This is a genomic window from Geothrix sp. (assembly GCF_030219325.1).
In the GTDB taxonomy this organism is placed as follows: domain Bacteria; phylum Acidobacteriota; class Holophagae; order Holophagales; family Holophagaceae; genus Geothrix.
The window spans coordinates 1,117,390-1,144,183 of sequence record NZ_CP126625.1; the positions used below are offsets into that span (position 1 = coordinate 1,117,390).

Consider the following 26,794-nt stretch of genomic DNA (forward strand, 5'->3'; position numbering starts at 1 on the left):
CCGCCCCGGGCGCTCAGGACACCAGGAAGAAGAGGGCGGGCACGGTGACGAGGCTGAGCAGCGTCGAAAGGAAGACGCTCTGGGCCGCCAGCGTGGCATCGCCGCCGAAGCGCTCGGCCATCACGCTGCAGACGATGGCCACGGGCATGGCCGAGACCAGCACCACGACCATGCGGGTGATGAGGGGCAGGTGGAACCCGGCCCGGGCGAGGAGCAGGCCCAGGCCGATGGTGGCGAGGGGGGCGACCACCAGGCGGGCCGCGGCCACACCCCAGAGCGAGGGCGGCAACCGGCGGATCGCCACGGGCAGGGCGCCCAGCTGGGCGCCGATGGCGAGGAGCGACAGGGGGATGGTGAGGCTGCCCAGCATCGCCAGGGCATCGAAGGCCGCGGCCCCGGCCATGCCGCCCAGGGTGGCCGGGGCGGGGTGCAGGTCGCCCAGGGTGCGCAGCCCCGGGAAGGCGAGGGCCAGTACCACGCCCCCGGCCGTGGCCCACAGGCCGATGTTCGAGCGGAGGTTCCGGAGGGCCTGGCCGATCTCGCCGTGGAGGATCCACACGCCGATGGACCAGAGCGCCAGCTGGGCGCCCACGTTGCAGAGGAGGACGACCCGCACCCCCGCGCTGCCGTACAGGGCCTCGGCGATGGGCAGGGGCAGGAAGACCCAGTTGGGGCTGGTGATGAGGAACAGCACGGTGTTGCGCTGGGCCTTCCCGCCGAACAGGGGCGCGATGCCCAGCCCCACCAGGTACGCGACGAGCACCAGGGGCAGGGGCAGCAGGGGGAGCAGCCAGTCCTGGCGCAGCACCGCGGCATCGACGGTCCTCAGCATCTGGGTGAAGACCAGGGCGGGAAACGCGGCGTCGACGACGATGCGGCTGAGGATGGCGCTGGCCTCCTCCTTCAGCAGGCCGCGGCGCCGGGCGGCCCACCCCGCCAGGATGAGGAGGAACATGCCGGCGATCTTGATGAGTACGACGCGGGATTCGGCCATGGATCGAACTGTAGAGGCACCTGGGCAGAGCGCCAAGCCCAGCCCCGGGCCAGCGGGTTCCGGCGCGTGTTTGCGGGGGCCCACCCAGGGCTGATATTGAGCGCAAATCTCATACAGTTAGACCTTTCGGATAGGGTCCCTCAAAGGATTTTATGGCGCGCAAAGGCCCGTGCCGCGCTAATCTCGATCACCTTCCAAGCTCGGAGAAAGTCATGGGAACCAGGCAGCTCGTACTGTGGACCGCGCTCGCCGCAAGCCTCGCCGCGCAGGAGGGGGCGCCGGGGTACAAGTGGGTGGGCCTGCAGGCGGGCAGCCTGTCCCCGGACACCCAGACGAACCTGAAGGCCTCGCCCTTCTTCGGCCTCCAGGGGGGCCTGCTCTTCGACGAGAAGCGCTACGGCCTCAGCTTCCAGGCCCTGGTGGCCAGTCCCAAGAGCGACCTGGCCCCGGGCAAGAGCCTCAGCCAGTCCGAGTTCTCCGCCACCCTGCTGACCGGTCTCTCCGGCGACGCGGCGAGCCGGTTCTGGCCCTACATCGGCCTAGGCCTGGGCGCCGTCTCCATCCCGCAGATCGACGCCGTGACCGGATTGCAGAAGACCCTCAAGGCCGGCACGGCGCACCTGTCGCTGGGCTTCCACCACCGACCGGGCCTGGGCCTCGTCTGGGGGCTGGAAGGCCGCTACCTCTTCACCTTCGCCAACGCCGACCTGAAGGAGTTCCAGGGGGCCGCGGTGGTCGGCTACGCCTGGGGCGGCCGCGCGGCCGCCCCCCGGTCTGAGCCCGAGCGGGCGCCGACCAAGGTCGAGCCCCCACCGGTGGTGGCGCCGCCCCCGCCACCGGCCCCCCTGCCGGTGGTCAGCACGGTTCCGGCGCCGCGTCCGCTCGCCAGTCCTGCGCCGCCACCCCAGGCCCCGCAGCCCGTGGCCAAGCCCGTCCCCCAGGCGCCCGTGGCCCGTCCCCTGGCGAGCCCCCCGCCCCCGGCGGCCCCCGTGACCGCGCCGCCTCCCCCGGTCACCGTGGTGGTGGCGCCCCCGCCCGCTCCCCGGCCGGCCCCCCTGCCGCCGCCCGCCCCCGCCAAAGCCACCGCCCCAGGGTCCGAGGTGACCCGGCGTCTGGATGCCCTCCGCCTGGGCGACATGCCCAAGGCCCTGGAGCTCGGGAAGAAGCACATCGACGCGCTGTCCGGCCAGCGCTGGACCCTCCGTCTGGAGATCGCCAACCTGCCCGCGACCCTGAAGAACGCCGTGGTGGCCTTCCCGGGACAGGAACCCGACCTGTTCATCGCCCCCATCAAGCTCAAGGGCGGCAAGACCGCCTACCAGCTCTTCCTCGGGGACTACGCCTCCAAGGCGGATGCAGAGCGCGCCGCCAAGGCCGTGCCCGCCTTCTTCCTCGAGGGCGGCCAGCGGCCGAGGCCGTACCAGATCAACGCCATCCCCGCCCAGTGAGGCTGACCCCGAAGCTTCAGATGCTGTAGTCCTCGGCGAAGATCTGGATCCGGCTCGGCCGGACGAAGATCCGCGTGCCCTCGATGATCTGGAGCTGCTGGAGACGCTCCCGCGTGAGGTGGACCTCCAGCTCCTGGTCCGAGGGGAGCCGCAGGCGCAGGTGGACCAGGGGCCCCATGGACACCATGCGGGCCACCCGGGCGGGCTCGCCGTCCCGAGGATCGAGGCTGATCTCCATCTCGTGGGGGCGGGCGAAGGCGGTGCCCTCGTCCACCTGGTGGAGCCGGTTCATCTGCCCCACGAACTGGGCCACGAAGGCGGTGGCGGGGTGGTCGTAGATATCCCTGGGATGGCCCACCTGCTCGATGTGCGCGCGGTTCATGACGGCCACGGTGTCGGCCACCTCCATGGCCTCCTCCTGGTCGTGGGTGACCAGCACGGTGGTGACCTTGGAGACATCGTGCAGGCGGCGCAGCCACTGGCGCAGCTCCGCGCGCACCTGGGCGTCCAGGGCGCCGAAGGGCTCGTCCAGCAGCAGCACGCTGGGTTCCACCGCCAGGGCCCGGGCCAGGGCCACGCGCTGCCGCTGGCCTCCGCTCAGCTCCGAAGGCAGGCGGTTTCCGTAGCTGTCCAGCTGGATGAGCCCGAGCAGCTCGTCCACGCGGACGCGGATGGCCTCGCGGGAGGGCCGCTGGGCGCGGGGCTTGACCTCCAGGCCGAAGGCCACGTTCTGCCGGACGCTCATGTGGGGAAAGAGCGCGTAGTGCTGGAACACGAAGCCCACGTGGCGATCCTTGGGGGCGCGGATGGTGGTGGCTTCGCCCCGCACCAGCACCTCGCCTTCATCCGGCGTCTCGAGCCCCGCGATGATGCGCAGCAGGGTGGTCTTGCCCGAGCCGCTGGGCCCCAGCAGGGCCACGAGGCTGCCCTCGGGGATGTCGAGGCTCACGCGGTCCAGGATGGTCTTGCCGCCCAGGCGCTTGGTGAGGTTCCTGACTTCGATGCTCATGCCGACTCCCGGTCCCGGCGGGCCCGCCAGGCGACGAAGGATTTCAGGGCCAGGCTCACCAGGGCCATGAGGCTCAGCAGCGAGGCGCAGGCGAAGGCCGCCCCGAACTGGTACTCGTTGTAGACGGCCTCGATGTGCAGGGGCAGCGTCATGGTCTCGCCGCGGATGTGGCCGCTGACCACGCTCACGGCCCCGAACTCGCCCATGGCGCGGCTGGCGCAGAGGATCACACCGTAGAGCAGGCCCCACTTCAGCGCGGGCAGGGTGACCCGCCAGAAGGTCTGCCAGGGCGAGGCGCCCAGCAGCCGGGCGGCCTCCTCCGCTTCGGGGCCCAGGGCCTGCACCAGCGGCAGCAGCTCCCGGGCCACGAAGGGGAAGGTCACGAAGGCCGTGGCCAGCACGATGCCCGGCTTGGCGAAGATGACCTGGATGCCGTGGCGGTCGAACCAGGGGCCCAGCCAGCCGTCCTGCCCGCAGAGCAGCACGAACATCAGGCCCGCCACCACCGGCGAGATGGCGAAGGGCAGGTCCAGGATGGCCACCCAGAGGCCATGGCCGGGGATCCGGTGGCGGCCCAAGAGCCAGGCCGCCGCCAGCCCGAACACGCCGCTGATGAGCACCGCCGATAGCGTGCTCAGGAGGCTCAGGCGAATGGCGGCCGCCGCGTTCTCGTCGTGGAGGCTGGCGAGGAACACCCTCCAACCTTCCGACAGGGCCGCGTGGAAGATGTTGGCCAGGGGCAGCAGCAGGAACACCGCCATGAAAGCCACGGCGATGGCGATGAGGCTCCGTCTTAGCCAGGCTGGCTCGCCGACTCCGTCGGCGAGAAGGTGAAGGTCAGACATGGCCGGGCCCCCCGAAGCGGCGATGCAGCAGGTGGATGCCTACCAGCACCAGGAGGGAGATGCTGAGCATGATCACGGCCAGCGCCACGGCCCCGTCGTAGTCGTACTGTTCCAGCTTCACCACGATGAGCAGGGGCGCGATCTCGGTCTTGAAGGGCAGGTTGCCCGAGACGAAGACCACGCTGCCGTACTCGCCCACGGCCCGCGCGAAGGAGAGGGCGAAGCCGCTGAGGAGCGCCGGCATGAGCTGGGGCAGCACCACCTTGCGCAGGGTGGCCCAGCGGCTGGCGCCGAGGCAGGCGGCGGCCTCCTCCATCTCGCGGGGCAGCTCCTCCAGCACGGGCTGGAGGCTGCGCACCACGAAGGGCAGGCTCACGAAGCTGAGGGCCAGCACCACGCCCAGGCGGTTGTAGATCACGGGAAACGGGATCAGGTGCCCGATCCAGCCCTTGGGGCCGTAGAGCGAGGACAGGGTGAGGCCCGCCACGGCCGTGGGCAGGGCGAAGGGCAGGTCCACCAGGGCATCTGCCAGACGCCGCCCCGGAAAGGGGTAGCGCACCAGCACCCAGGCGATGAGGGTGCCCCACACCAGGTTGAAGAGGGCCGCCGCGAAGGCGGCCCCCAGGCTGAAGAGGCAGGCCGCCACCACCCGCGGCTGGCCGAGCACCGCCCCGAACGTGCCCGCCTTGGCGTGGACCGCCTTGAGGGCAAGCGCCGCCAGGGGCAGCAGGATCATGAGGCTCGTGCCCAGCAGGGTGATGCCCGCGCTGAGGGTGAAGCCGGGGCGGCGGGTGAAGGTCACGCAGGCCTACCGGGTGGCCACGATCTGGTCGAAGCTGCCGCCGTCCTTGAAGTGGGCGTCGTGGGCGCGGTCCCAGCCGCCGAAAGTGTCGGCGATGGTGAAGAGCTTCAGCTGCGGAAACCTCGCCCCGGCGGCCTTGAGGGCCTTGGGGTCCGAGGGGCGGTAGCCGTTCTGGGCGATGAGCTTCTGGGCCTCGGGCGTGTAGAGGAACTCCAGGTAGGCCTTGGCCACGGCGGCCGTGCCCTTCTTCTGCACCACCTTGTCCACCCAGGCCACGGAGGGCTCGGCGAGGATGCTGGAGGAGGGCAGCACGATCTGGAACTTGCCCTTGCCCGTGCCCTCGGTCACCAGCAGGGCCTCGTTCTCCCAGGCCAGCAGCACGTCGCCGAGACCGCGCTCCACGAAGGTGGTGGTGGCGCCACGGGCGCCGCTGTCCAGCACCGGAACGCGCTTGAAGAGCTCTGCCACGTAGGCCCGGGCCTTGGCCTCGGAGCCATCCTTCTGCTTGAGGGCCTGGCCCCAGGCCGCCAGGTAGTTCCAGCGGGCGCCGCCGCTGGTCTTGGGGTTCGGCGTGATGATCTGGACGCCAGGCTTGAGCAGGTCGTTCCAGTCGCGGATGCCCTTGGGATTGCCGGCCCGCACCAGGAACACCACGGTGGAGAGGTAGGGCGAGCTGTTGCCGGGCAGGCGCTTCTGCCAATCCGCGGGCAGCAGCTGGCGCTGGGTGGCCAGGGCGTCGATGTCGTGGGCCAGGGCGAGGGTGACGACATCGGCCGGAAGGCCGTCGATGACGGAGCGGGCCTGCTTGCCCGAGCCACCGTGGGACTGGGCGATGGTGACGGTCTGGCCGGTCTTCGCCTTCCAGTGGGCGGCGAAGGCGGGGTTGATGGCCTGGTAGAGCTCGCGGGTGGGGTCGTAGGAGACGTTGAGGAGCTTGACTTCCTGCGCCTGGAGGGCGAGGCCCAGGGTGGCGAGGAGCAGAAGGGCGCGGAGGCGTGAGGTCATGAGGGATTCCCTGGAAGGCGGTGGGGCGATGGATGGGGTGCGGGGACGGGCGCCGGGCAGGGACGACAACAGCGGGTCATGGGCGACTCCAGGAAGATGAGATGGAAAGAGGGTTCAGTAGGATTCCTGGGCCAGCACCAGGCCCGCGGCGAGGGTCGCATGGGTGGCCTCGTCGATGAGGATGAAGGTCCCCCCGCTGCGCACCCAGGCGTGGGGATCCGCGGCGATGGGCTGCTGGAGCCGGAGGCTCACGGTGGCGATGTCGTTCATGCGCAGCTCGTCCGCGGGGATGGATTCCAGGGCCTGGAGGTCCATGCGGCCGAGGATGGCCGTGACCTTGGCCCGCACCTCGCGGGTGCCATGGCGCAGGATGAGCCGGCTCATGGGATCCAGGGGCCGCTCGCTGAACCAGCAGAGGGTGGCGTTCAGGTCGCGGCTCCGGGCCGGGGCGCCGACGCTGCCGGCGATGAGGTCGCCCCGGCTGATGTCCACGTCATCCTCCAGGTGGAGGGTCACGCTCTGCCCCACGATGCCCCGGGCCAGATCCCGCCCGAAGAACTCCACCCGCCGCACCGTGGTGCGGATGCCCGAGGGCAGGATGGTCACCACGTCGCCGCGGGCCACGGAGCCGCTTTCGATGCGCCCCTGGTAGCCGCGGTAGTCGAGGAGGGATTCCGTGCGCGGGCGGCACACCAGCTGGACGGGGAAGCGGAAGGGCGCCTCCAGGTCCTCGGCGCCCAGCTCCACGCCATCGAGGAAGGCCATCAGGGTGGGCCCCTCGTACCAGTCCAGGCGGTCGCCCCGCTCCACCACCATGTCGCCCTTGAGGGCCGACAGGGGGATGTACTGGATGTCGGCGATCCCCAGCTTGCGGGCGAGGGGTTCCACCTCGCTGCGGATGCGCTGGAAGATGCTCTCGTCGTAACCCACCAGGTCCATCTTGTTGATGGCCACCACCACGTGGCGCAGGCCCATGACCTGGGCCAGCGTCATGTGGCGCCGGGTCTGGGGCAGTACTCCTTTTCGAGCATCGATGAGGACGATGGCCAGGTCCGCCGTGGAGGCGCCGGTCACCATGTTGCGGGTGTACTGCTCGTGGCCCGGGGCGTCCGCCAGGATGTACTTGCGGGTGCCGGTGCTGAAGTAGCGGTAGGCCACGTCGATGGTGATGCCCTGCTCCCGCTCGGCGGAGAGGCCGTCGGTCAGCAGCGAGAGGTCCACCTCGTCCAGGCCGCGCTTGCGGCTCGACACTGCCAGGGCATCCAGGGCGTCCGCCAGGATGGCCTTGCTGTCGAAGAGCAGGCGTCCGATGAGGGTGCTCTTGCCATCATCCACGCTGCCGCAGGTGATGAAGCGGAGGAGGCCGTTGTCCACCAAAGTGTCGTGGCTCATCAGAAGTAGCCCTCCTTCTTGCGCTGCTCCATGGAGGCCTCGCTGGTCTGGTCGTCGAGGCGCGTGGCGCCCCGCTCCGTGAGCTCCGTGGTGGCGGTCTCCTTGACGATGGCCGCCAAGGTGCGGGCCTCGCTGAGTACGGGGGCGGTGCAGCTGATGTCGCCCACGGTGCGGAAGCGGACGGTCCTGCGGACGGCGATCGCGCCCACCGGCACGGGCGTCAGGTCCGTCACGGGCAGCAGGGCCCCGCCCGGCAGCAGCACCACCTCGCGCTCGTGGGCGAAGTAGATGGAGGGCAGCTCCAGGTCCTCCTCTTCGATGTACTGCCACACGTCCAGCTCGGTCCAGTTGGAGATGGGGAAGGCGCGGATGTGCTCGCCGGGGTGGATGCGGGCGTTGTAGAGGTTCCACAGCTCGGGCCGCTGGTTCTTGGGGTCCCACTGGCCGAACTCGTCGCGGAAGCTGAAGATGCGCTCCTTGGCGCGGGCCTTCTCCTCGTCCCGGCGGGCGCCGCCGATGAGGCAGTCGAACTTGAACTCCTCCACCGCGTCCAGCAGGGTCACGCTCTGGTGGCGGTTGCGGCTTTCGCTCGGGTGGCGCAGCACGACCCGGCCCTTGGCGATGCTCTCGTCCAGGGTGCGGACGATGAGCCGCTCGCCCAGCTCGGCGGCGCGATGATCGCGGAAGGCGATCACCTCCGGATAGTTGTGGCCCGTGTCGATGTGCACCAGGGGGAAGGGGAAGCGGCCGGGCCGGAAGGCCTTCTCCGCCAGCCGCAGCAGCACGAGGCTGTCCTTGCCGCCGCTGAAGAGCAGGGCGGGGTTCGAGCACTGGCCCGCCACCTCCCGGAGGATGTGGATGGCCTCGGATTCCAGGGCTTCGAGGTGCGTGAGGGTCTGGGTCATTCGGTCATCCCTTGCTCGGCCGGTGGTGGAGTCCGCATTCCTTGTGCTCGGGCCGTTCCCACCACCAGCGGCCCGCGCGGATATCTTCGCCGGGCTGGATGGCCCGCGTGCAGGGGGCGCAGCCGATGGAGGGATAGCCCTGGTCGTGCAGGGGGTGCGTGGGGATGCCGTGTTCGGCCACGAAGGCCCACAACCTCGCCTGGTCCCAGTCCAGCAGGGGCGCGACCTTCAGGCGCTCGGGCGTGCCCCCGTCGCCTTCGGCGGGCGCCAGGTCCGCGCGGGTGGGGCTCTGCTCGCGGCGCAGCCCCGTGAGCCAGGCCCGGGAGCCGGCGAGGGCCCGCTTCAGCGGCCGCAGCTTGCGGATCTCGCAGCAGGCCTGGCGCTGGGCCAAGCTGTCACGGAACCCGAAGAGTCCTTGCGCGTTCACCAGGGCCTCCACATCCGCGCCCTCCGGCGAGTAGACCTCGAAACGGAGTTGAGGATAGCGCCTGCGCAGCCGCTCGAAGGTGTCGTGGGTCTCGGGATGCAGGCGTCCCGTATCCAGCATGAAGACACGCAGGCTGCGACCAGTCTGGGAAGCCAAGTGGACAACCACGCTGTCCTCCACGCCCGCGCTGCAGGCCAGGGCCAGCTCGTCGCCGAAGGTATCGGCGGCCCACTGGACGAGGGCCTGGGCGTCGAGGCCCGCGGGGGGCAGGGGGAAGGTCTCGGCCATGGTCAGGCTTGCTCCTCGAGGGTGGGGCGCAGGCGCTGGGCGCCCACACGGGTCGCGAAATCCCCGAAGGCCTCGCCGGGTCGGCCCTCCTGGGCCCATGCCGAGAAGAGGTGGTCCAGGGCCGCGGGGAAGGCCTCCACCGTCACCTTGTGGGCCACGGGGAAGGCCAGGCGGGTGCCCTCGGGATCACCGCCCACGAAGAGCGCGTAGCTCTTGCCGGTCTGGCCCACCAGGGCCAGCTCGGCGGTGTAGGGGCGGGCGCAGCCATTGGCGCAGCCGGTCATGCGGAAGAGGAGGCTGCGGTCGGCGAGGCCCCGGCGGCCCAGCGCCGCGCGGATGTCCGCCAGGCGGTCGGGGAGGACCCGCTCCGCGTCGATGAGGGCCAGCCCGCAGAGGGGCAGGGCCACGCAGGCCATGGCCCGGGCCGCCAGGGGATCCGCGGCTTCCAGAGGATGGCCGTGGCTCAGGAACAGGGCCTCCACTTCGCCCCGGACTTCCGGGTTCAAGCCGAGGAGGATCAGGTCCTGATCCGGGCTGAGTTGAACCCCAGGATGGAAGGTCGTTATCACCTCACGCAGGGCGGCCTTGAGTCGCCCTGCGATGCGTCCCGCAGGAATGGAGAGTCCCAAAGCCAAGGTACCGTCGCTGCGCTCCAGCCAGCCCAGCACCGGCGTGGTGCGCCAGGGCGGCAGGGGGCGCTCCTCGAAGCGGATCCCGGCGCGGGCCTCGACCTCGGCCTTGAACCAGGGCAGGCCCTTGCGGGCGATCACGTATTTCAGGCGGGCCCGCTTGCGGTCCTCGCGGCTGCCCTCGTCCCGGTGCACGCCCACGATGGCCTCGGCCACGGGGATCGCCGCCGCCTCGGGGATCCAGCCCAGCAGGTCCGCCACCCGGGGGAAGGTGGTGTCATCGCCGTGGGTCATGCCCATGCCGCCCCCCGCCACCACGAAGAAGCCATCCAGGATCCGGTCCGCGCCGAAGGTGGCCGCCAGGCCCACGTCGTTGGTGTAGAGGTCCACCAGGTTCTCGCCCGCCACGGTGACGCTGAACTTGAACTTGCGGGGCAGGTACGTGGCGCCGAAGAGGCGCTCCTGCTCCTTCTCCGGGTTCACGCGCTCGCCATCCAGCCAGATCTCCGCATAGGCGTTGGACACGGCCTGGAAGTGCGCGGCGAGGCGATCCACCACCGCGTCCAGTTGCGCGAGGTCGCGCCGCAACCAGGGATTCGGCGCCTGGGTCACCGTGCGCACCACGTCGCCGCAGGCGCCCTTGGTGGTCTGCAGGGCCGCGTGGAGGCCCTGCAGCGTGGCCTTGAGGTCGCCCTTGAGGACGCCGTGCAGCTCGATGCTCTGGCGCGAGGTGAGCCGCAGGGTGCCATCGCCGTAGCGGTCCGCGAGGTCATCCCAGGCCAGGTACTGTCCAGCGCTGAGGCGGCCCCCTGGGATGCGGCCGCGCAGCATCAGCACCGGCGGCTTCTCCTTCTCGAAGCGGTCCTTCTGCTGGTAGAGGCCGTGGAACTTCACCAGGGTCTGGGCCTCCTTGGAGAAGGAGGGCTCCGGACTGGCGAGCTCCTCGGCGAGGCTCCCCCGCAGGTGGCGGGAACCGGCCTTGAGGGCTTCGATGGGGCTGGCGGTCATGGGCGCACCTCCACGGGGAGAACCTCTTCCTGGAGCTGGCGCAGGAGGGAGCGGAGCACCTCGGCACGGCGGGCAGGATCAGGTAGCGTCCGCTTCAGCTCCTGGCGGAGACGGACCAGGGCTTCGAATTCGGGGAGGGTCTCGTCCGGCACCAGGCCCTCGAGGGCCTCCCGCACCACGCGGCTCAGGCCGGCGAAGGCGCCCTCGGTGGAAATGGCGGCCACGAAGGGGCCCCGGCGCAGCACGCTGGGAAAGAGGGCATCGCAGGAGGCGGCATCGTCCACGGCATTGACCCACAGGCCCCGGGCCCGCGCCTGGGCGGCCACGAAGGCGTTGGCGTGCGGATCATTGGTGGCGCTGATGACCAGGTGGGCGCCCTCCAGATCCTCCGGGGCGAAGGCCCCCGTGCGGAGCTCCGCGTCGAAGCCCTCCAGCTCGTCAAGGAAGGGCCGGGTGAAGGCCAGGGCGACGACGCGCAGGCGGCAGCCCGTGGGCCGGAGGGCCCGCAGCTTAGCCTGCGCGACGCTCCCGGCGCCCACCACGAGCACCCGCTTCCCGCGGAGATCCAGAAACAGGGGCAGCAGGCTCATGGGACAGCTCCTGGGTCGGGTGGAAGCGGTGGTGGAGGGACTCGCCGATGAAGAGGATTCCGGGGCCATCGGTGACGGGGTGGAGGGAGCCGGCGGCGGCGTGGGCCAGGGTCGAGAAGGTGCTGGTCTGGCCGGGACACTGGGCCTGCTCCACCAGCGCCACCGGCAGACCCGGCGGGGCGCCGTGGTCCAGCAGGGTGCGCGCCAGGCCCTGGAGCGTGCGGGTGCCCATGTAGACGGCGATGGTGCCGCGGGAGGCGGCCAGGTCCCGCCACGCGGCCGGCGAGTCGGGCAGGTGGTGCCCCTCCAGGATCGTGATGCGGCGGCTGACCTCGCGGTGGGTGAGGGGGAAGCCCGCGCCCGCCGCGGCGGCCTGGAGGGCGCTCACGCCGGGGATCACCTCGAAGGGGACGCCCGCGGCTTCGAGGGCCAGGGCCTCCTCGCCGCCCCGCGCGAAGATGAGGGGATCGCCACCCTTGAGGCGTGCCACCCGCCGGCCGGCCCGCGCGTGGCCGATCATCAGCTGGTGGATGTCGGCCTGCGGGGTGCTGGTCCTGCCACAGCGCTTGCCCACGGCGATGGCCAGGGCGCCGGCGGGGAACAGGGTCGCGAAGGCGGGATCGATCAGGGCGTCGTAGAGGATGACCTCGGCCGCCTCCAGCGCCCGGAGGCCCCGGACCGTGATCAAGTCGGGACTGCCGGGGCCAGCTCCGACGAGGCTGACGAATCCCGGGGGCTGGGAGGGGAGGTGGGACATCGGGACCTGGGTATGGGCGGGGGCTGAGGGATTCAGAAGGAACTCGACGGGGCGGAAGGCCCGGGGAATGGCCAGAGCCAAAGGTTCGCCCGGTTTGTGATAATTGTCAAGTTTGTTAATTAAAATAGTTATATATTAACGACGATTTCATTCATACATTTGTTTGTGGCGACAGGTTCTCCCTGGTGGCGGTGCCCTCTCACGACTACACTCGCCGCACGCGGCGGCGGGCCAGAGAAGGGCCTGAATAGGCACGGCGCGATCCACAGGAGCTGGCCATGACCCAAGAGCCTTCCAGCCCGATGCACCGAGTCATCAAGCCCAGGGCGTGCTGGGACCAGCTGGTCCTGCCCCCGGAGCAGCTGGACCTCCTGCACCAGGTCACCGATCAGGTCCGCCACCGGCAGAAGGTCCAGGAGACCCGGGGCTTCGCCGAACGGATGCCCCGCGGGCAGGGCATCGCCGTCCTGTTCGCCGGCGGGCCCGGCACGGGCCGGAGCACCGCGGCCAAGGCCATCGCGGGCGCCCTGCAGCGGGACCTCTTCCGCGTCGACCTGTCCGCCGTGGTCAGCAAGTACATCGGGGAGACGGAGAAGAACCTGCGCCAGCTGTTCGCCGCCGCCGAAGCCAGTGAAGCCGTTCTGTTCTTCGATGAGGCCGACGCCCTGTTCGGCAGGCGCAGCGAGGTCAAGGACAGCCACGACCGCTACGCCAACCTCGAGGTGGCCTACCTGCTGCAGGAGATGGAGGCCTACAGCGGCCTGGCCATCCTGGCGACCAATCACAAGCAGGCCCTCGACCCGGCCTTCCTGCGGCGCCTGCGCTTCGTCATCGACTTCCCCCCGCCGACTGTCCCCGTGATTCCGCGGCTGGTACCCTGACGACCATGGCTCTCGAACTCCTCGCCCCCGCCAAGAATGCGGAACAGGGCATCCTCGCGCTGCGTTGCGGGGCGGACGCGGTGTACATGGGCGGTCCCCAGTTCGGCGCCCGGCAGGCGGCGGGGAATGGGCTGGAGGATTTCGAGCAGGTCACGCGGGAGGCGCGGCTCTGGGGCGCGAAGGTGTTCGCGACCCTCAACACCATCCTGTTCGACGCCGAGCTGGAGGCGGCGCGGCGCCAGGCCTGGGAGCTGTACGAGGCCGGCGTGGATGCCCTGATCATCCAGGACATGGCCTTCCTGCAGATGGACCTGCCACCGCTGCCGCTGCACGCCAGCACCCAGGCGGCCTGCGACAGTCCGGAGCGCGTGGCCTTCCTGGCCAGCGCGGGCTTCAGTCGCGCCATCCTGGCCCGGGAGCTGAGTCTGGACGACATCCGGGCCATCCACGGGGCCGCGGACATCGAGCTGGAGGCCTTCGTCTTCGGGGCCCTCTGCGTGGGCGAGAGCGGGCAGTGCTACCTGAGCGGCGCCATCTGCGACCGCAGCGGCAACCGCGGGGAATGCGCCCAGCCCTGCCGCGCGCCCTGGAACCTGGTGGATGCGTCGAACCGGGTGGTGGTGCGGGAGAAGCATCTGCTGAACATCCGGGATCTGGATCTTTCCGACCACCTGGAGGAGCTGGCCGACGCCGGCATCCTGAGCTTCAAGATCGAGGGGCGCCTCAAGGATGCGGACTACGTGAAGAACATCGTCAGCCAGGTGCGCCGCAAGCTCGACGAGCTGCTGCAGCGGCGGCCCGAGCTGGGCCGGGCCTCTCTCGGCTCCGTGAGCCAGACCTTCGCGCCGGATCCCACCAAGACCTTCCAGCGGGGGCTGTCCAGCTACCGCATCGACGGAGAGCGCCGGCCCATGGGGAACCTGGATTCAGGCCGGCACCTGGGCGAGTTCATCGGCGAGGTGCGCTCCATCCAGGGCGACCGGCTGGTGCTGGACGCGACCACGGACCTGCATCCCGGCGATGGCCTGGCCTTCGTGGATGGCGTCGAGGTGGCGGGTACCGTGATCAACGCCGTGGAACCCCGCCAGCTCTTCGTGCAGGATCCCTCCCGCATCCGGCCCGGCACGCGGCTGCACCGCAACCTGGACCTGCACTGGCTCAGGGCCCTGCGCAGCGCCAAGGTGGAGCGCCGCATCCCGGTGCAGGCCACGCTGGACTTCCCGGAGGGGGCCGTGCGCCTGCGCCTGGAGGACCCCGCCGGTCTCCATGGGGAAGCCCAGGCCCCGGGGGACTTCGCGTCGCCCCGGGACGCGGAGGCCGCGGCCAGGACCATCCAGGAGGCCCTGGGCCGCCTGGGGAACACGCCCTTCGAACTGGCGGGGCTGCAGGTGGCCGAACCGCGCTTCGTGCCGGTCAGCGCGCTCAACGCCCTCCGCCGGGATGCAGCCACTGCGTTGGAGGCCCTGCGCCGGGCCCCGCGGACCCGGGAGGGGCGCCGGGCGCGGGCGCCGAAGCTGAATCCGCTGCCCGTGCGCGGCCTGGATTTCACCTGGAACATCGCCAACCGGGCTGCCCGCGCCTTCTACGAGCAGGCGGGCGCCCAGGTCCTCGAACCGGCGGCGGAGCTACAGGCCAGCCTCGACGGCCGGGTGGTGATGACCACGCGGCACTGCGTGAAGTACGAGATGGGCTGGTGCCATGTGCATGAGAACCCCGAGCCCTGGGTCCGCGTGCCGGAACCCCAGGGACCCGTCTTCCTGGAGAACGGCCCCACGCGCCTGGAATGCCGCTTCGACTGCGCCCGGTGCCGCATGGAGCTGGTGCTCTGCGAGCCGCAGGGGCAGGGGTGAAGCCCGGCGAAGGGGCCTGGGATGTGGTGGTGGTCGGCGCGGGACCCGCGGGTCTGCTGGCGGCGGGACGGGCCGCCATGCTGGGCGCCCGCGTCCTCCTGCTGGAGAAGATGGAGAAGCCGGCCCGCAAGCTGCGGATCACGGGCAAAGGGCGGGCGAACATCACGAACATGAAGGCGCTGGAGGAGCAGCTCAAGGAGATCCAGCCGGAGCCGCGCTTCCTGCGCCAGGCCTTCCAGGCCTTCTTCAACCGCGACCTGATCGCGCTGCTGGAGGCGCAGGGCGTCGCGACCAAGGTGGAACGCGGCGACCGCGTGTTCCCCGCCAGCGATCTGGCCTGGGACGTGGCGGACGCCCTGGTGGCCTGGGCCGGGGCCCAGGGCGTCGAGATCCTCCCCCACGCCCGGGTCGAGCGCCTGGTGATCCACGAGGGCGTGTTCACCGGCCTTGGGGTTGCGCGCAAGTCGTCCCGGACGCCACTGGAGATCGAGGCCCGCTGTGGCATCCTCGCCACCGGCGGGCAGTCCTATCCCGCCACGGGGTCCACGGGGGACGGCTACCGCTTCGCCGAGGCCACCGGGCACCGGATCGAAGCCCTGCGGCCCTCCCTGGTGCGCATCGAGACGCGTCCGGTCCATGAAGGTGCCCAGGGACTCACCCTCAAGAACGTCAACCTGACCCTCTGGATCGACGGGAAGAAGCAGGCCAGCGAATTTGGCGAAGTGGAATTCACGGCCAGAGGACTGGCGGGCGCCAGCGTCCTCCGGCTCAGCCGGAAGGTCGTGGACGCCATGGCCGCCGGTCGGATGGTGGCAATGACCCTCGATCTGAAACCGGCCCTGGATCCGGCGAAGCTGGAGGCGAGGCTGGCGCGGGATCTCGAGGCCCATGTGGGTGGCACCTGCGGCCCCCTGCTGCGGTCGCTCCTGCCGACGCCTCTCGTGGCGGTGTTCTGCGAGCGCCTCGGCCTGGGCCCATCGGCACCCGCGGCTCAGATCCAGGGCTCGAAGCGGAAGCAGCTGCTGGGCCTGCTCAAGGAGCTGCGCTTCGAGGTGACGGGCCACGGGAGCTGGGAGGAGGCCATCGTCACCGCCGGTGGCGTCTCCCTCAAGGACATCGACCCCAGGACCATGGCCTCGCGGAAGGTGGGGAACCTCCACTTCGCGGGCGAGGTGCTCGACCTGGACGCGAACACCGGTGGCTACAACCTCCAGATCGCGTTCTCCACAGGCTGGCTGGCGGGGGAATCCGCGGCCCGGCAGGCCGTCGGATCATGGCTCGGGGGGGCCTCCCTGACGCCCTGAAGCGTGGTGCCTCAATCGGCCTGGGCTTCCCCGGATGCGGCGCGCCTGGTCCACGCCAGGATGAGCCGGAAGATCGCGTCCAGCCCTTCGTCCGGCAGCGGGCCGCGGTTGGCCTGGCGCAGGGCGGCGAGGAGCCGATCCTCCTGGGCGGCATCGAAGAAGCTGATCCCCTGGGCTTCCTTGTGCTCCTTGAGGCGCCTGACCAGCCCGATCCGCGCGTTGAGCGCCTCCAGGACCCTCAGGTCGAGCTCGGCGATCTGCGCCCGATGGGCCTGGATGATCGGATCTTGGTTCGAATGCACCACTTCCCCTCCCTTGCCGATAATGCCGCTGCGGCTCTTCGCATCATCCAGGTTGGATCCCGGTGTGCTTTTAAGCACATTCTCGCCCGCTGGATGGATGCGGCGGTTCCATTCCGAGTAGCCTTGGCCCCAGTTCATCCTACATCCATGCCAGCCTGCCTCCATTCCCACCCATGGGATGGAGCAGGTCCATATTCCAAACCATAGGAGGGGTCCTGCCATGAGCAGTGAGATGTACGAGCACATGCGCACCAATCCGAAGTTCCAGACACTCGTCGCCAAGCGGGGGCGGTTCGCCTGGACCCTGGCCTTCATCGTGCTGGGGATGTTCTACGGCTTCGTGCTGCTGGTGGCCTTCAAGCCCGCCCTGCTCGGCCGGCCCATCTACCAGGGCTCCATGGTGACCATCGGGGTCGCCTTCGAACTCTTCATGTTCATCTTCTTCTGGGTGCTCACCGCGGTGTACGTGCGCAGGGCCAACGGGGAATTCGACGAACTGACCGCGGACCTCATCAAGGACGCCTGGAAGGAGAACAAGTGATGCGCCTCCTGAACCGCATTGGCCTGGCCCTGGGCCTGCTCGCCACCTCCGTCATGGCCCACGCGGGCCCGGCCCTGGATGGCATCCAGGAGAAGCAGGCCACCAACTGGCACGCCATCATCATGTTCTGCCTCTTCGTGGCCCTGACCATGGGGATCACCTACTGGGCCGCCAGCCGCACCAAGTCCACCGCCGACTTCTACACCGCGGGTGGCGGCATCACCGGCTTCCAGAACGGCCTCGCCATCGCCGGCGACTACATGTCGGCGGCCACGCTCCTGGGCCTCAGCGCCATGGTCTACGGCCAGGGCTACGACGGCTACATCTACATGCTGGCCTTCTTCGCCGGGTGGCCCATTATTCTCTTCCTCATGGCCGAGCGCTTACGGAACCTGGGCCGCTTCACCTTCTCCGACATCACGGCCTACCGCCTGGACCAGGGCAAGGTGCGCACCATGGCCGCGATCTCCTCCCTGACCGTGGTCTGCTTCTACCTGTTGGCCCAGATGGTGGGCGCCGGACAGCTCATCAAGCTGCTCTTCGGCCTAGAGTACAAGATCGCCATCTTCGTCGTGGGCATTCTGATGATGTTCTACGTCATCTTCGGCGGCATGGTGGCCACCACCTGGGTGCAGATCATCAAGGCCTGCATGCTCCTCGTGGGCGGCACCCTGGTCATGGTCCTGGCCATGAGCAGGTTCGGCTTCTCGTACCACAACCTGGTCCAGCAAGCCACCGCCGTGCACAAGCTCGGGCCCAAGCTCATGTATCCGGGCAGCCTGCTCGCCGATCCCGTGACCGCCATCTCCCTGGGGCTCGGCCTCATGTTCGGCACCGCCGGCCTGCCCCACATCCTCATGCGGTTCTTCACCGTCACCAACGCCAAGGAGGCTCGCAAGTCGGTGCTGTACGCCTCGGGTTTCGTGTCCTACTTCTTTAACGTCATCTTCCTCATGGGCCTCTGCGGCATCCTCATCGTGGGCCAGAACGGCTCCTTCTTCGAGGGCGGGAAGATCGGCGGCAAGCTCATCGGCGGCGGCAACATGGTCGCCATGCACCTGGCCAAGGCCGTGGGCGGCAACATGCTGCTGGGCTTCCTGGCGGCGGTGGCCTTCGCCACCATCCTGGCCGTGGTCTCGGGCCTGGCCCTGGCGGGTGCCTCCGCCATCTCCCATGACCTCTACGCCCGGGTCATCATGAAGGGCAAGGCGTCGGAGTCTACCGAGATCAAGGTCTCCAAGATCGCCACCATCTGCCTGGGCTTCGTGGCCATCGTGCTGGGCATCCTCTTCGAGAAGCAGAACATCGCGTTCATGGTGGGCCTGGCCTTCGGCGTGGCGGCCGCGGCGAACTTCCCGGTGCTCATCCTCTCCATGTACTGGAAGGGGCTCACCACCCGCGGCGCCCTCTGGGGCGGCTACGGCGGCCTCGTGTCCGCCGTGCTCTTCGTGCTGTTCTCCAAGTCGGTGTGGGTGGACGTCATCGGCAACAAGGCGGCCCTCTTCCCCTACACCCAGCCCGCCCTCTTCGCCATGCCCATCGCCTTCCTGCTGGCCTTCATCTTCTCCAAGCTGGATGGCAGCGAACGCGCGAAGGCCGAGATCGAGGCCTTCGAGGATCAGTACGTCCGGGCCCAGACGGGCTTCGGTGCCGCCACCGCCACCAAACACTGAAGCCTGGCTCGGCCAGGTGTCCAGGACGGCCGGGATCCCCCTCCCCGGCCGTTTCTGGTTCAGAAGTGCGTGTGGCCCTCCTGGTCTGCCAGGCTGGCCAGCTGACGGCGGGGATCCCCGACCCTCCGCAGGCCCGAGAGGCTCGCGACGCCCGCCTGCTGGAGCAGGGGCAGGAAGCGCTGGAAGAGCTGGGCGGTAACGTAGGCATCTCCAATGGCCGAGTGGGCTGCTTCCACCGGAATCTCGAAGGCTTCGGCCAGGTCGAAGAGGCTGGGGGCCGGAAGCTCGAGGGCGAAGGCGGGGTGGTCCACGGAGCGCCGCCGGAGCCAGCCGAACAGGGACAGGGTGTCCACCGCCGCATTGCGGAAGGGGGCCCGCCCCGACCGCTTGGCATCCCGGTTGAGGAAGGCCAGGTCGAGGGCGAGGCAGTGGCCCACCAGGACGGTGCCCGCCGCGTAGTCCAGGAAGGAGGCCAGCACCTCGCCGATGGCGGGCCGGGCCTCCAGCTCCGAGGGGGTGATGCCGTGGATCACGACGGTGCGGCCATCGAGCACGGCGGTGGGTTTCACCAGCTCCTGGAAGGCGTTCCCCAGCTCGATCCGCCCGCCCTGCATGTGGAGGGCCCCGATGGCAATGATGTCATCCCGGCGGGCGTCGAGGCCGGTCAGTTCCGTATCGAGCACTGTGAACCGGAGCTCGGGAACCGGCAGGTCCCCGCCGGGTGACCACCCGCCCAGCTTCCCCCGGCCCCATGCCATCAGACCCATGCTGCGCCTCAGATGATGAAGGATTTGTACCGGTCCATGACCTGGTCCTGGACCTTGAGGATGAGGCGGAAGGCGTTCTTGAGGGATTGCCGCTCGAGGCTGCTCAGGCCGTCGTAGCGGATGAAGTTGTCGATGGGCTGCCCGGCCTCCGCCTGCCGGTACTGGTGGTGGATCCTCAGCAGGGTGACGAACTCGAAGGAATACTCCAACTCGTCCACCAGATCCGAGATGAGCGAGGTGCCGCTCCGCAGCGCCTCCAGGCGGTCCACGGTGGAGACCTGCTGGATCCCCTTCTCCAGGGCGAAGAGCCGGGCGATGTCCACCAGGGGCGCCACGGCCTTGATCTTCAGGTTCAGGCCATCCTTGTGCTCGCCGTTCCGCTCCACGGCCACTCCCCCGAAGAAGCCCAGGGGCGGCCGGTTGCGCACGAGCATGTTGGCCAGGAAGCCCAGGAAGGTCGGGTAGTCCGGGATGAGCCGGCCGAAGTGCTCCCGCAGGCCCCAGGCCAGGGACCGGTCGCCGTGCAGCGGCCTGAAATCGAAGAAGATGAGCGACTTGAGCACGGCCTCGGGGGTGGGTTCGGAAATCCAGGTGCTGAAGTACCGCTTCCACTGGGCGAGGGGCTGGCACCAGTCCGGGTTGCTGGCCATGTAATTGGCCGGGCAGGCCTCGAACCCGCACTGGACCAGGCCATTGCGCATGAACACCGCGAAGCGCCGGAAGTACTCTGCGACCCTGGGTTTCTGGCTGTCGAAGACATCCGCATAGATCAGGGCGTTGTCCTGGTCGGTCCGGAAGGTCTGCTCCTTGCGCCCCTCGCTGCCCAGGGCGAGCCAGCAGTAGGGCACGGGCGGGGGCCCGAGCTCCCGCTCGGCCAGTTCCAGCACCTTGCGCACCACCCGGTCGTTCAGCTCCGAGATGATGCGGATGATGTTGGTGGCCCGGGCGCCCTCGCGCAGCAGCACGCCGATGATGGACATGGCCTTGCGCGAGACGGGTGCCAGGCCTTCCAGGGTGGTTTGGTGCTCGATGTCCTCGGAGAAGGCCAGGGGGCTCCGCCCCTGCAGCACCAGGAAGTCATGGTTGGTCACCACGCCCCGGATGGCGCCCCCCCGGGTGACGGCCACGTGCTCGATGTCGCACTGCAGCATCTTGAGCACCACCTCGAAGCAGGGATCCTGCTCGTCCACCGAAACCACCGGGTGGCTCATCACCCGCGAGACCGGGCCGTCGATGGGCTGCCCCTCGGCCACCACCCGGGTGCGGAAATCCGAATCCGTGAGGATGCCGATGGGCTCCCCGTTGGGCCCGACCACCAGGGCCGCGCTCTGCCGCTCCTCCGCCATGCGGCGGGCCGTCTGGCGGATGCTCGTGTCCGCCTCCACGACCGTGGTGAACCGCTGGCAGATCTCCCCCACCTGGGCCGTGAACAGCAGGTGGTCGCTGCTCTCCAGGAACAGGCTCTTGCCCTGGATCTCCCGGGAGGTCATGTCGGCGTACTTGGTGAGGTGGAACTGGAGCAGGTATTCGGTGATGGCCGGGTGGCTCAGCACCAGCTCGTTGAACCGCTCCTTCGGCAGCAGGTAGCAGGTGGTGTCCTGGATGGCCAGGATGGTGGTCCGCTGCTGCCCGCCCATGAGCGAGACCAGGCCGAAGGTCTCGCCCCGCTCGCGGTAGTCCACCACCACCTCATCCCCGTTACCCTCGGGGCGCAGCGTGATCTTGACCGCCCCCTTCTTGATGATCTGCAGGTGCTCGCTGACGGGTCCGTCCTGGTGCAGGATCACCTCGCCCTTGGGATGGAAGGCCATCGTCAGGCTCTGGACCAGTTCCCGCAGCAGGGGCTCCTCCAGGAACTGGAAGGGGGGGACCTGGGACAGGAACCGGACCGTCTCGTCGATCAGCATGGGCCAACCCTAGCACTCAGTTGATGCGGGTCTTGCGGCCCTGCCACTCCTTGTCGCGCAGCAGGAATTTCTGGATCTTGCCGGTCGAGGTCTTGGGCAGGGCGCCGAACTCGATGTGCCGGGGCAGCTTGAAATTGGCCAGGCGGGTGCGGCAGTGCGCGACCAGCTCTTCCGTGGTGACCGAGGCGCCCGGCTTGAGCGTCACGAAGGCCTTGGGCACCTCGCCCCACTTAGGGTCGGGCACGGCGATGACGGCGCACTCCATCACGGCGGGGTGGGAGACCAGGGCCTGCTCCACCTCGATGGTCGAGATGTTCTCGCCGCCCGAGATGATGATGTCCTTGGCCCGGTCGCGCAGCTCGATGGCGCCGTCCGGGTGCTGGACGCCCAGGTCGCCGGAGTGGAACCAGCCGCCGTGGAAGGCCCTTTCAGTGGATTCCACGTCCTCGAAGTAGCCCGTCATCACGACATTGCCGCGCATGACCACCTCGCCCATGGTCATGCCGTCCCGGGGCACGTCCTGCATGTCCCCATCGACGATGCGCACCTCCCCGGCACAGACGTTCGGCATGCCCTGGCGGGCCCGCAGCTCCGCCTGCTTCGCCGGGGGCAGCGTCTCCTGCCCGGGGGCCGGCACGTTGATGGTGAAGGGGCCATAGACTTCCGTGAGGCCGTACACGTGATCCAGCTGGAAGTTGAGTTCCGCCATGCGGGCGATGAGCGTCGGTGAGGGTGGCGCCCCCGCCGTGAAGAGCCGCACGGGCCGCTCGAGGCGGTGGGCGGCGGGATCGGTCACGAGCATGGTGCAGACCGTGGGGGCCGCGCAGAAGTGGGTGACGCCGCCATCGAAGAGCCGCCAGGTGGGCCCGGACTCGATCTTGGGAATGCAGATGCTCTCCGCGCCCACGGCCGCCAGGCCCCAGGTGAAGCACCAGCCATTGCAGTGGAACATCGGCAGGGTCCAGAGGTACTGGGACTCGGCCTGCACCCGGTGGTCGAGCACCATGGCCAGCGCGTTCAGGTAGGCGCCCCGGTGGTGGTAGACCACACCCTTGGGCCGGCCCGTGGTGCCGGAGGTGTAGTTGATGGTGATGGGCTCGTCCTCGCTCGCCAGCCAGGGTTCCACCGGGGCCTCGGAGCCGCCCTGGAGCAGGGTCTCGAACTCGGGGCCCTGTACGATGCGGGGGACCGTCGGCGGCACGCTGGCCAGTTGCGGCAGCAGCTCGGGCGACACGAAGACCTTGGTGGCCCCACTGTGGCTCACGATGTAGGCGATCTCATCCGGGTTCAGGCGGGTGTTGATCGCCACCAGGATGCCCCCCGCCAGCGGGACCGCGAAGTGCGCCAGCAGCAGCGGCTCGGAGTTGAAGGCGAGGAAGGCCACGCGATCACCCTTCTGGAGACCGCCCGCCCGCAGCGCCGAGGCGAAGCGCCTAGCCCGGTCGCGGAATTCCCGCCAGGTGTATCGCTGGTCGCCATCCGTGACGGCGGGGCGTTCCGCGAACACCTCGCCCGCCCGCTCGAGCAGAAAGATGGGCGAGAGCTCCTGGCGGTTGGGCTGGGTGACCCGGGGCAGGGAAGGGGAGGGCTGCATAGGAGGCCTCATGCCGAGCCATCCCCGAATGAGGGAATGGCGTTGGGTTGCAAGGGAGTTGTAGCCACAATGCCACAGCCCCGGCCCGGGTCCCATCCCTCAATCTTCGGCCGGCCAGGTTCTCCGAGGCCGAGGTTGTTGGGGAAGGCGATCTCCTGGTCGTTATATTTGTATAAGATCATCGTGGGCCCTGAAGGAAGGGACGACGGCCGGATGATTGCATTCCGATGAAATGGAAGCGTGCTGTGCCCCTCTTTCGGGGGAGTTGCAACAAGGATTGGGAGGTGGATCTTGAAGGGCTGGCTGCGATTCTTCGTCTCCGTTCTGGTTCTTCTGCCTCTGCGGGTGGCAGCCCAGGAGAGCAAGGGCTTCGTCTACCTGGCTAGTACGATCGGCCCCATTGATGCCGGGATTGTGGACGCTCTGGAGATCGCCTTTGAGAAGGAGACCGGCATCCGCGTCAGGCATGTGGGGGCAGGGACTGGCGCGGCCTTGGACCTGGCCAGACAGGGCAACGTGGACCTGGCCCTGGTGCATGCCAAGGCTCTTGAGGAGAAGTTCGTGGCCGAAGGCTACGGACTCCAGCGGGTGCCGCTCATGTACAACGATTTCGTCATTGTGGGGCCGGCTTCGGATCCTGCCGGTATCAGGGGTTCCAAGAGCGCTGTCGTGGCCCTTCAAACCCTCGCTGAGAAATCTTCACCGTTCATCACGCGTGGCGACAATTCAGGCACTCATGTGGCCGAAAAGGAACTCTGGTCCAAGGCGGGCGTGAAGCCTCAAGGAGCCTGGTACAAAGCCTTCTCCAAGGGCAGTGAGGGCAACGTTCCAACGCTTCTCTACACCGATGCTCAGGGTGCCTACACCGTCATCGACCGGGCAAGCTACCTGGGTGCGAAGGACCGCATCAAGCTGGTCATTCTGGTGGAAGGGGACGAGGTGCTGCTGAACCACATGTCTCTGATCCCTGTGAACCCGGCCAAGTGCCCGAAGGCCAACCTCAAGGATGCAATGACCTTCCTGGATTGGCTCACCGCCGCTGATCGGGGCCAGAAGCTCATCGCGGAGTTTGGCAAGGAGAAGTACGGCCAGTCCCTGTTCATCCCCGAATCCAAAGCATGGAAGGCGGCGCACGCTTCCAGGTAACCCGAAACGGGCATTCCCAGATTGACCAGTCAGAAAGTGAACCTTGTCCATCCTCGAAATAGGATGGCTCTCCACGCCTGACGCAACTCCGCACCATTGATTCGCAGGTCTCAAGCAACTGGCGAGCTAGGGTGTTGCCTCCACCGGCAAGGGCGGCGCTGCTCCATGTCGGGTGCAGGTTTCCGCTGGTTCGGTGCCGGAGATGAAAAACTCGTCCTGTTTCTGAGGGCATTCCTCCCGGGCGAGGAGTCCGGTGGCGGGATCGATGCTGCGGGTCACGACGGTCTCCGGCCTGGCGAAATCCATGGCAGGCCGGGAGGTCACGACCTTGTTCATGAACCGTTCCCAGATTGGGGCGGCGACGGTCCCGCCCGTGAACCCTTTCCCGCCAGACCGGGGCTGGTCGTACCCGATCCAGATGCCCGTCAGCAGGTTCGGCGTATAGCCCACGAACCAGGCGTCCACGCCGTCGTCAGTGGTTCCGGTCTTCCCGGCGGAGGAATGGGCCTGGCTGAAGCGGTGAAGGGACTTGGCGGTGCCGTAGGTCAGGACGTCCTTCAGCATCTGAGTGGTGACGAAGGACGCTGCCGGAGACAGCACCTGGGATACGACTGGTGGGTTCTCGATCCAGACCTGGCGTCTGCGGTCGTAGATCCGGAGGATGGTCCTGGCCTCGGCCTTCATGCCTCCCGTGGCCAGGGGCGTGTACACCTGCACCAGATCCTTCAGGGTGACCTCGTCCGTTCCGAGAGCCAGCGAGAGGCCGTTCTGGGCGTGCAGCGAAAGGCCCATCCTTCCGGCAAATTCCACGAAGGCCGGCACACCGACGGCCTCCAGCACCTTGACGGTGATGATGTTGTTGGAGTGAGCCAAGGCCTGCCGGAGGGAGAGCTCCCCGAATTGTTCCCGGCCGTAGTTCTGGGGTTTCCAGACCTGGCCATTCCCGGCGTCGTAGGCCACGGGGTCATCGCTCCAGAGGCTGGCGGCGGTGAGGCCCTTTTCCATGGCCGCGGCAAAGATGAGGGGCTTGATGGCTGAGCCGGGCTGACGCCTGGAGACGAAGGCGCGGTTGATGGCGCCAGGGACTCCTTCAGCGTCCCCCACGGCGGCGAGGACGTCGCCTGTAGTCGGATCCAGACAGACCAGGGCGCCCTGCAGCCCAGGGGAGAGCCGCTTGACGCCATCCTTCAGGGTCTTTTCAGCCGCCTTCTGCAGGTCCAGATCCATGGCGGCGATCACCTCCAGACCCCCCTGCTCGACGGCTTCGGCCCCCAGGCGCCCGATCAGCTGCGCGCGGATCTGGGCCAGGTACTGCGGGGCCTGCCCCAGGGGGCGCGTGGCCGCGCCGTGGGCCTGGAGGGCCAGTTTGCGCTGAGTCGAAATGAGCTTGAGATCCTCCATGCGCTTGAGGACGACGTCCCTCCGTCCCGCCACATCGACCGGTTTCCCGAAGGGGTTGTACCGGCTCGGGTTCTTGGGTACGCCCGCCAGGAGGATGCATTCGCCCTCGGTCAGTTCCTCCGGGCTCTTGTCGAAGTAGAGACGGGCGGCCTGGACGATGCCCTGGGCGCCATTTCCGAAATAGATCTCATTGAAGTACATCTCCAGGATCTGCTGCTTGGTGTACTGCTTCTCGAACTCCAGGGCCAGCTTGGCCTCCTCGAGTTTCCGGTCGAAGGTTCGGGCTGAGGTCAGGAATTTGTTCTTGATCAGCTGCTGGGTGATGGTCGAGCCCCCCTCGGCCATTCGTCCCTTGAGCACATCCTTCATCGCCGCTCGCGCGATGCTCCGGTAGTCGAGGCCGGAGTGCTCGTAGAACCTGGCATCCTCCACCGCCAATAGCGCCTGCTGAAGGAAGCTGGGAATCCGTTCGAGAGAGGCCCAGTACCGGTTCTGGGGCGGAATGCGACCCACGTACCTGCCCTGGCTGTCGAGCACCGTGACGGAGCTGACCCCGGTCGGCAGGGGGGGGAAGGTCGCGAAGCTGCTCTGGGGTGGCTGGCCGGCAGCCAGGCCCTGAACCGTGCCCAGCATCAGGAGCACCGCACCACGCCACGGACCGCAATGGGATCGCTTCAGATGGATCATGGTTCGATTTGAACACTGATTCGTGTCGCCTGCAGAGCAGGGGGCTTGACGGCTGGACCGTCATCACATCAAACTACACCCCATGAGGTGCTAGTTTGAATTCATCCATGTACGGCGCCGGTGCGGAATACGCCCTGCACTCGCTCCTCACCCTGGCGACGCGGCCGGAGCCGGTGAGCGTGCGGGATCTGGCCACCTATCAGAAGATCCCCGAGCGCTTCCTGGCGAAGGTCTTCACCCGCCTCAAGAAGGCGAAGCTCGTGGCGAGCATCGAAGGCATCTCCGGCGGCTTCGCCCTGGCCCGCCCGGCGGCGGAGATCCGGGTGATGGAGGTACTGGCGGCGGTGGATCCGGACCGGACCCTGTTCGCCTGCGCCGAGATCCGCAGCAACTGCGCCCTCTTCGACGCCACGGCCCCCGAATGGGCCACGGTGGGGACCTGCCGGATCCATGCCTTCATGCTCGATGCCGAGCGGGTCCTCCAGGATTTCCTCGCCTCCAAGACGCTGGCGGACCTGGTCTGCGAATTCGAACACAAGGCCCCGAAGGCCTTCCTCCAGGACACGGGAGCCTGGTTCCAGCAGCGCAAGGACACCCGAACCCAACGAAACCCCATCAACCGGAACGGTTGATCCACAGGAG

At 68.6% G+C, this 26,794-nt stretch carries 24 protein-coding genes; 8 read left to right on the top strand and 16 right to left on the bottom strand.

From position 1 onward, the window contains the following. Positions 1 to 13: 13 nt before the first annotated feature. The gene (locus QOZ81_RS04945; RefSeq protein ID WP_291200705.1) at positions 14 to 994 is read right to left on the bottom strand and encodes an AEC family transporter; all 981 of its coding nucleotides are present in this window, start codon (positions 992 to 994) and stop codon (positions 14 to 16) included. 212 nt (positions 995 to 1,206) lie between these two features. Between QOZ81_RS04945 and QOZ81_RS04950 the strand changes: the two genes are divergently transcribed. Next, the gene (locus QOZ81_RS04950; RefSeq protein ID WP_300715352.1) at positions 1,207 to 2,442 is read left to right on the top strand and encodes an SPOR domain-containing protein; all 1,236 of its coding nucleotides are present in this window, start codon (positions 1,207 to 1,209) and stop codon (positions 2,440 to 2,442) included. A 16-nt stretch (positions 2,443 to 2,458) separates the two neighbouring features. On the opposite strand, the gene QOZ81_RS04955 is transcribed toward QOZ81_RS04950, so the two are convergent. From QOZ81_RS04955 to cobA, 10 genes are all read right to left on the bottom strand, one after another. Then, a complete protein-coding gene (locus tag QOZ81_RS04955; RefSeq protein ID WP_291200700.1) occupies positions 2,459 to 3,451 on the bottom strand; it encodes a sulfate/molybdate ABC transporter ATP-binding protein in 993 nt (330 codons plus the stop codon). Next, positions 3,448 to 4,296 (bottom strand): sulfate ABC transporter permease subunit CysW, encoded by an 849-nt coding sequence (cysW, locus tag QOZ81_RS04960; protein WP_291200696.1) that lies wholly within the window; start codon positions 4,294 to 4,296, stop codon positions 3,448 to 3,450. The genes QOZ81_RS04955 and cysW overlap by 4 nt, the downstream gene beginning before the upstream one ends. Further along, positions 4,289 to 5,098 (bottom strand): sulfate ABC transporter permease subunit CysT, encoded by an 810-nt coding sequence (cysT, locus tag QOZ81_RS04965; RefSeq protein WP_300715353.1) that lies wholly within the window; start codon positions 5,096 to 5,098, stop codon positions 4,289 to 4,291. The genes cysW and cysT overlap by 8 nt, the downstream gene beginning before the upstream one ends. A gap of 6 nt (positions 5,099 to 5,104) precedes the next feature. After that, the gene (locus QOZ81_RS04970; protein ID WP_291200690.1) at positions 5,105 to 6,103 is read right to left on the bottom strand and encodes a sulfate ABC transporter substrate-binding protein; all 999 of its coding nucleotides are present in this window, start codon (positions 6,101 to 6,103) and stop codon (positions 5,105 to 5,107) included. A 114-nt stretch (positions 6,104 to 6,217) separates the two neighbouring features. Continuing rightward, positions 6,218 to 7,495 (bottom strand): sulfate adenylyltransferase subunit 1, encoded by a 1,278-nt coding sequence (locus QOZ81_RS04975; protein WP_291200687.1) that lies wholly within the window; start codon positions 7,493 to 7,495, stop codon positions 6,218 to 6,220. After that, complete coding sequence (gene cysD / locus QOZ81_RS04980; protein WP_291200684.1) at positions 7,495 to 8,400, bottom strand: sulfate adenylyltransferase subunit CysD; 906 nt, start codon at positions 8,398 to 8,400, stop codon at positions 7,495 to 7,497. The genes QOZ81_RS04975 and cysD overlap by 1 nt, the downstream gene beginning before the upstream one ends. A 4-nt stretch (positions 8,401 to 8,404) precedes the next feature. Then, entirely contained in the window at positions 8,405 to 9,115 is a 711-nt protein-coding gene (locus QOZ81_RS04985) for a phosphoadenylyl-sulfate reductase (protein ID WP_291200680.1), read from the bottom strand. A gap of 2 nt (positions 9,116 to 9,117) precedes the next feature. Then, entirely contained in the window at positions 9,118 to 10,752 is a 1,635-nt protein-coding gene (locus QOZ81_RS04990; protein ID WP_291200677.1) for an NADPH-dependent assimilatory sulfite reductase hemoprotein subunit, read from the bottom strand. Continuing rightward, positions 10,749 to 11,342 (bottom strand): precorrin-2 dehydrogenase/sirohydrochlorin ferrochelatase family protein, encoded by a 594-nt coding sequence (locus tag QOZ81_RS04995; protein ID WP_291200674.1) that lies wholly within the window; start codon positions 11,340 to 11,342, stop codon positions 10,749 to 10,751. The genes QOZ81_RS04990 and QOZ81_RS04995 overlap by 4 nt, the downstream gene beginning before the upstream one ends. After that, positions 11,263 to 12,099: a uroporphyrinogen-III C-methyltransferase gene (cobA, locus tag QOZ81_RS05000; RefSeq protein ID WP_291200671.1), complete on the bottom strand. Its 837-nt coding sequence runs from the start codon at positions 12,097 to 12,099 to the stop codon at positions 11,263 to 11,265. Before cobA ends, QOZ81_RS04995 begins: the two co-directional genes overlap by 80 nt. Positions 12,100 to 12,377: 278 nt before the next feature. Between cobA and QOZ81_RS05005 the strand changes: the two genes are divergently transcribed. From QOZ81_RS05005 to QOZ81_RS05015, 3 genes are read left to right on the top strand one after another with little or no spacing between them, the layout of a single operon-like run. After that, entirely contained in the window at positions 12,378 to 12,980 is a 603-nt protein-coding gene (locus QOZ81_RS05005) for an ATP-binding protein (protein WP_291200668.1), read from the top strand. Positions 12,981 to 12,985: 5 nt separating this feature from the next. Beyond that, the gene (locus QOZ81_RS05010) at positions 12,986 to 14,830 is read left to right on the top strand and encodes a peptidase U32 family protein (protein WP_291200665.1); all 1,845 of its coding nucleotides are present in this window, start codon (positions 12,986 to 12,988) and stop codon (positions 14,828 to 14,830) included. Next, the gene (locus QOZ81_RS05015; protein WP_300715354.1) at positions 14,827 to 16,134 is read left to right on the top strand and encodes an NAD(P)/FAD-dependent oxidoreductase; all 1,308 of its coding nucleotides are present in this window, start codon (positions 14,827 to 14,829) and stop codon (positions 16,132 to 16,134) included. The genes QOZ81_RS05010 and QOZ81_RS05015 overlap by 4 nt, the downstream gene beginning before the upstream one ends. 11 nt (positions 16,135 to 16,145) lie before the next feature. Here the strand turns inward: QOZ81_RS05015 and QOZ81_RS05020 are convergent, their stop codons facing one another. Then, positions 16,146 to 16,601 carry a chorismate mutase gene (locus tag QOZ81_RS05020; RefSeq protein ID WP_300715355.1) on the bottom strand — a complete coding sequence of 152 codons (456 nt, stop codon included), beginning with the start codon at positions 16,599 to 16,601 and terminating at the stop codon, positions 16,146 to 16,148. A gap of 55 nt (positions 16,602 to 16,656) precedes the next feature. Between QOZ81_RS05020 and QOZ81_RS05025 the strand changes: the two genes are divergently transcribed. Both QOZ81_RS05025 and QOZ81_RS05030 read left to right on the top strand, forming a co-directional pair. After that, positions 16,657 to 16,977 (top strand): DUF485 domain-containing protein, encoded by a 321-nt coding sequence (locus QOZ81_RS05025; protein WP_291200656.1) that lies wholly within the window; start codon positions 16,657 to 16,659, stop codon positions 16,975 to 16,977. Beyond that, positions 16,977 to 18,650, top strand: coding sequence for a cation acetate symporter (locus tag QOZ81_RS05030; RefSeq protein ID WP_291200653.1), 1,674 nt, complete (start codon positions 16,977 to 16,979; stop codon positions 18,648 to 18,650). The genes QOZ81_RS05025 and QOZ81_RS05030 overlap by 1 nt, the downstream gene beginning before the upstream one ends. 59 nt (positions 18,651 to 18,709) lie before the next feature. Here QOZ81_RS05030 and QOZ81_RS05035 read toward each other — a convergent pair whose 3' ends face one another. From QOZ81_RS05035 to QOZ81_RS05045, 3 genes are read right to left on the bottom strand one after another with little or no spacing between them, the layout of a single operon-like run. Next, positions 18,710 to 19,417, bottom strand: a complete 708-nt coding sequence (locus QOZ81_RS05035; RefSeq protein ID WP_291200650.1) for a 3'-5' exonuclease — start codon at positions 19,415 to 19,417, stop codon at positions 18,710 to 18,712. Between the two features lie 8 nt (positions 19,418 to 19,425). Beyond that, on the bottom strand, positions 19,426 to 21,324 hold the full coding sequence (locus QOZ81_RS05040; RefSeq protein WP_291200647.1) for a DUF294 nucleotidyltransferase-like domain-containing protein: 1,899 nt from the start codon (positions 21,322 to 21,324) through the stop codon (positions 19,426 to 19,428). A gap of 16 nt (positions 21,325 to 21,340) precedes the next feature. Then, positions 21,341 to 22,918, bottom strand: a complete 1,578-nt coding sequence (locus QOZ81_RS05045) for an acyl--CoA ligase family protein (protein WP_291200644.1) — start codon at positions 22,916 to 22,918, stop codon at positions 21,341 to 21,343. Positions 22,919 to 23,209: 291 nt separating this feature from the next. On the opposite strand from QOZ81_RS05045, the gene QOZ81_RS05050 reads away from it, so the two are divergent. Continuing rightward, entirely contained in the window at positions 23,210 to 24,064 is an 855-nt protein-coding gene (locus QOZ81_RS05050) for a substrate-binding domain-containing protein (protein WP_291200640.1), read from the top strand. A 126-nt stretch (positions 24,065 to 24,190) separates the two neighbouring features. On the opposite strand, the gene QOZ81_RS05055 is transcribed toward QOZ81_RS05050, so the two are convergent. Beyond that, on the bottom strand, positions 24,191 to 26,098 hold the full coding sequence (locus tag QOZ81_RS05055) for a transglycosylase domain-containing protein (protein ID WP_291200637.1): 1,908 nt from the start codon (positions 26,096 to 26,098) through the stop codon (positions 24,191 to 24,193). A 161-nt stretch (positions 26,099 to 26,259) separates the two neighbouring features. Here QOZ81_RS05055 and QOZ81_RS05060 point away from each other — a divergent pair, with 161 nt between their 5' ends. Continuing rightward, the gene (locus QOZ81_RS05060; RefSeq protein WP_291200634.1) at positions 26,260 to 26,784 is read left to right on the top strand and encodes an RrF2 family transcriptional regulator; all 525 of its coding nucleotides are present in this window, start codon (positions 26,260 to 26,262) and stop codon (positions 26,782 to 26,784) included. The last annotated feature ends 10 nt before the right edge of the window (positions 26,785 to 26,794 follow it).